Raw genomic sequence first — 4165 nt, forward strand, 5'->3', positions numbered from 1 at the left:
GGTGAAGACKGGAGCATAGACGATCGGGGGAGGCGGCGCTTGGCGGCTGGAAAGATCGGCGGAGAAGGCAGACGTAGCCAGGCAGGTTGCAAGGACGGCGGTGGATACAAGTCCTATTCGCATGGTGTCCTCCGAGGTCAGGGTTAGCCAACCTATCGGTTGCACATCAGAAAGCAGTCGGGAACCCAAATAATCGGAGAGGTTTACTGTCTGTCATCAAATAATCCCGAAAGCGATATTTTCGCCACTAGGCAAAAATTATCACCAAGGCTCTCTTGCATGCGGCAACTCAACCCGGATGTCCGCAGCAAAGCTCATCAGGCCGAAACGTTGAAAAGTCGTGGCATGGATGGGGGGGTGTCGTCGAGTGAGGAGGGCGAGAGATCTTGCGATCGCTGAACTGTCGATCGGAGACAGGAAAATCCGAGTCCTTATTGCAACCCCGCAAGGTCATCGAGCCAGGAAGAGCCAAGAAAACACAATCAACCCCCAGAGCAATAGCGAAATTGGAGCGCCCCAGAGGACGCCTCGAATGAAACTATCACTTTCGTCGCCTTCATTTCGTATCCATTGGTAATGTCGACGGGATGTATGAGTCGTATCTCTCTCAAATTCTCGAAGTCTGTTGGAATTCTCAGAATTCGACATGTTATTGCCTCATAAATAACCTTGTAGGCATAACAATTAATAATAAGCGGTGACGAAGATTTCGAAGGATGTTCGGTTTTTGCCTGCAACAAAACAAGAGCACACACATAGCGTCCCRTCGATGATGATTTAATTCCACATGTTCGAGAAGATCGAGTTTGGTTAATCCTTCCGCCGTCGACCCGGCAACGAGGCGAGTACACGGCCGCGCACGTTCCCGCGCGCCCCTCGGGTCAGGTCATCGCATTGCGGTTGCAATCGTCGCCAAAGCGTCAGGCCGTACTTTCGGCACCCGCTGGATGGCAGACTTCGCCACGGCTCCCGTCGACATCTCCATTTGCCATCGCTTCGACGACGGCAACGATCCGCTGGCGGGTGTCGGCATTGTCGGACTTGAAAAAGGCTCTGGCGAGACGAAGCCCCTCGTTTGTCGCAAGCAATTCTGCGACATCGGCAGTCGCCTCTCCCTTCGACGGTTCCTGGGTCGCTGCGTGTCCGGTCGACGCCTGTTCGAAAAAGTAGCCCACCGGCACCTGAAGGATATTCGCAATCTGTTGCAGGCGGCTGGCACTGATCCGGTTTGATCCTTTCTCGTATTTCTGGATCTGCTGAAACGTTATGCCCAACTGTTCCGAGAGTTTCGTCTGGCTTAATCCGGCCAGTTGCCTTTGCTCGCGCAGGCGCCAAGCAAGACATTGATCAATCGCAGTGGGCCGTTTTACGAATTTCATGCAAGAAACCATGTGGAACCCCATGTTGTGGTGATCTGATAACCATCTGCTTGATTATACTGGGCGAAATGTCAGCAGACCAATGTCGCCCCGGTTTCTTCAAAGGAGCTTTATTAGCGGAGAGAGCCTGCAACGGTACAAGGCGGCGGCGAAAGCATCCCGGACTGTCTTGTGCGGTAGATCTTCGAGGCCCATAAACGGCGTTCCATGAGTGGCGCGGATGGTTTTCTCGCCGTGGCTTGCGCCCGCAGGCGAGGGCTTCAAACACGTTGGTCTGGAGGGACGGTGGGGGCGATAAAAGCGGTTCAGTGAACCTGAGGAGCCCGGACATGAGCCAATTCTACATATCGGAAGGGATCACACGTCGAAGCGGCCTTTCCTTCTTGTGGTCGGCGGCCGCACTGGCTTTTGCAGGGGCCGCGGTGGTATTGAAAGCATCGCATTCTGAGGCGCAGACCACCGGTATGGAGCGACGTGGGGATCGGCGCTCCGGACGTGACGATCGCCGCACTGAACGCCGCACCGGACGCACGACACGACGCGAAGAGCGCCGAAACTGAGTGAGCGGCGGCCGCGTGCGCACTAAGCGTCGAGATCGTTCAACTCACCGATGTTCGCGTGGCGCATTGACGAGAACCACCCCCGGCCCTTTGAGCAGCTTGATCTGTGAAAATGGGCCAGAGCAAAGCGCCGGGGCGAGGCGACTATCCGAAGACGTGCGGGCTCGTCAAAAGGAGCCAAAGCCGTGCAGTTGCCCGCCTTGGGAAACATCGTCAGTTCCACGGCGAAGACAGATGCTGCCGGCGCGCCTGGAGCCCATGAAGTCCAGGATGCGCTCATTCGCATGCTTGCGAGTGAAGAATTCATAGTCCCGGACCGGCTCCGTCGTTTTTTGATCTACGTCGTCATGCAGGCGCTGGCTGGCCACACCAAGAACATCACCGCCTATTCGATCGCAGTAGAGGTGTTTGKGCGCCCCGCCAGTTTCGATCAGAAGAATGACCCGATTGTTCGGGTCGAGGCCGGGCGCCTGCGACATGCTATCGAGCGTTATTACTTCGTCGCGGGCCGCTCCGACCCCATCATCATCGAAATCCCGAAGGGCGGTTATGCCCCTCGCTTCAGCAGGCGTCCCGTCCCGCTGGCCGAGCCAAGGCCTCGTAAGAGCCTGCGGCCAATCCGTATCGGTCCAGGTTTCGCGCTGCGACTGTTGCCGTGGGCTTTGGTCGGATTATCCGCATTGCTCGCAATTATCGGGCTCGCGCGGTTCTTGGTCGCCTGAGACGGGTGACGCACGATCGCCTGCGCTTATTGCAGGCCGATCGTCACCACGGGGTTCTCATGAAGTGCCTCTGTCGCAACAGCTATCTGCACGACCCAAGATTCCGATTTGGAGCGAATTTAGAAGATTTTGCTGAGACGGATTGTCAATGGTGAGACGGAACGTCAAGCCTCTGTATATCCCCAAGCATGAGACGAGATTTTGAGTGACGAATATTGTATCCCTAGGGATATTGAGGGGTAGAATTTTGATCGATTACCACTGACGGTGGTTGCGTGTGCTCTCCCGACCTGGGCATCATGCATGGGCTGGGATCGGCGCGCAGGCGAATTAACTCCATGAAACGCCAAACGACATCGACTTGTGTTTCAGATTCCGCGTCATCACAACCGGTGTCAGCGCCATGCGAAAGCGATATCCGCGCGCAACTGCTCCGCATTTTAGCGAGCCGGGATTTCAAGGCGCCCGATCGGCTCCGCCGGTTTCTGTCCTATGTGGTTGAACAGACGCTGGCTGGCCGGGCAGAGCGCATCAAAGCCTACTCGGTCGCGGTCGAAGTCTTCGGCCGGGATACGAGTATCGACATTCTGAACGATCCGGTCGTTCGTATTGAGGCCGGGCGGCTCAGGCGCGCCTTGGAGCTTTACTATTTCCTTGAGGGCAAGACAGACCCCGTCCTGATCGAAATTCCTAAGGGAAGCTACGTACCGTTTTTCTCCCGGCGAATAGACGATCAGACGCTGGCCCAGCCTCTCGCATCCCCGGCCCCGGAGCCGACGCCACCAACCCGCGCACGCCTCTTCGCCTCGCTCAGACGCCCCTGGCTCGTCGGCTTGGCTGCTGTACTGGCATTTGGCACCCTGGTGGCATACGTCGGGATGACAGACCAGTTCCGCCCGGCCGCATCACCGGCACGCCCCCTAGGCCCCTCGCTTTTTGTAAAGCCCTTCGCCAACCTGTCACCGACGCCAGAGGCCAGTGTTTTCGCAGCCGGTCTTTCCGAAGAGATGCTCTCACAGCTCGCTTCGTTTCGGGAACTGACCATTGTTCGAAGCGAGGCTTCCGACACACTGGCGTCGCAACCATCCGCTGCCAGGCGCCATCTCGGCGCCCGGCTCATCCTTGAGGGGATGATCCGGGCTGCCGATAACAAGCTCAGAATAACAAGCCGCCTCGTCGAAGGAGAAACGGCCGCCATTCTCTGGTCTGCCATTTTCGAGGCCGACCTGAACTCTGGGAACCTCATCGAACTGGAAAGTGCCGTAGGGCAGAAAATCGCCATCGCGGTCGCTCACGCCATGAGCGCCCCATTACGCCCCGTGTCGAACGCACGCTAAGGGGCGAGACTAGGCGCCGGTGCTAGTCGGCGAGAATTGCCCGGTTTCCGAGTTCGGACCAACTTCCGCTAAGGATGCGATCCGGCCCCTCGATTGAGTTCGGCCTGACTTCCGCTAACCACCGAGGCCGTGTGCAAACGCGCTATTGGGATGCCTGAGGTGTGCGC

The 4165-nt window shown here is 57.4% G+C and carries 4 protein-coding genes; 3 read left to right on the forward strand and 1 reads right to left on the reverse strand.

Going from position 1 to position 4165, the window contains the following annotated elements; translation table 11 throughout:
- Positions 1-920 precede the first annotated feature (920 nt).
- Complete coding sequence (locus AC1DJT_RS34840; RefSeq protein ID WP_441508866.1) at positions 921-1379, reverse strand: helix-turn-helix domain-containing protein; 459 nt, start codon at positions 1377-1379, stop codon at positions 921-923.
- A gap of 329 nt (positions 1380-1708) precedes the next feature.
- Here AC1DJT_RS34840 and AC1DJT_RS34845 point away from each other — a divergent pair, with 329 nt between their 5' ends.
- The 3 genes from AC1DJT_RS34845 to AC1DJT_RS34855 all read left to right on the forward strand — a co-directional run bounded on the left by AC1DJT_RS34845 (position 1709) and on the right by AC1DJT_RS34855 (position 3998).
- Complete coding sequence (locus tag AC1DJT_RS34845) at positions 1709-1939, forward strand: hypothetical protein (RefSeq protein ID WP_441508867.1); 231 nt, start codon at positions 1709-1711, stop codon at positions 1937-1939.
- A 185-nt stretch (positions 1940-2124) separates the two neighbouring features.
- Positions 2125-2661, forward strand: a complete 537-nt coding sequence (locus AC1DJT_RS34850; RefSeq protein WP_476835877.1) for a hypothetical protein — start codon at positions 2125-2127, stop codon at positions 2659-2661.
- Between the two features lie 338 nt (positions 2662-2999).
- The gene (locus AC1DJT_RS34855) at positions 3000-3998 is read left to right on the forward strand and encodes a hypothetical protein (RefSeq protein ID WP_476770966.1); all 999 of its coding nucleotides are present in this window, start codon (positions 3000-3002) and stop codon (positions 3996-3998) included.
- The last annotated feature ends 167 nt before the right edge of the window (positions 3999-4165 follow it).

This window comes from Allobosea sp. 05T422_2 (assembly GCF_056396265.1).

Coding starts and splice junctions, on each gene's coding strand:
- AC1DJT_RS34840 (WP_441508866.1), bottom strand. CDS start 1,379: ATGAAATTCGTAAAACGGCCCACTGCGATTGATCAATGTCTTGCTTGG.
- AC1DJT_RS34845 (WP_441508867.1), top strand. CDS start 1,709: ATGAGCCAATTCTACATATCGGAAGGGATCACACGTCGAAGCGGCCTT.
- AC1DJT_RS34855 (WP_476770966.1), top strand. CDS start 3,000: ATGAAACGCCAAACGACATCGACTTGTGTTTCAGATTCCGCGTCATCA.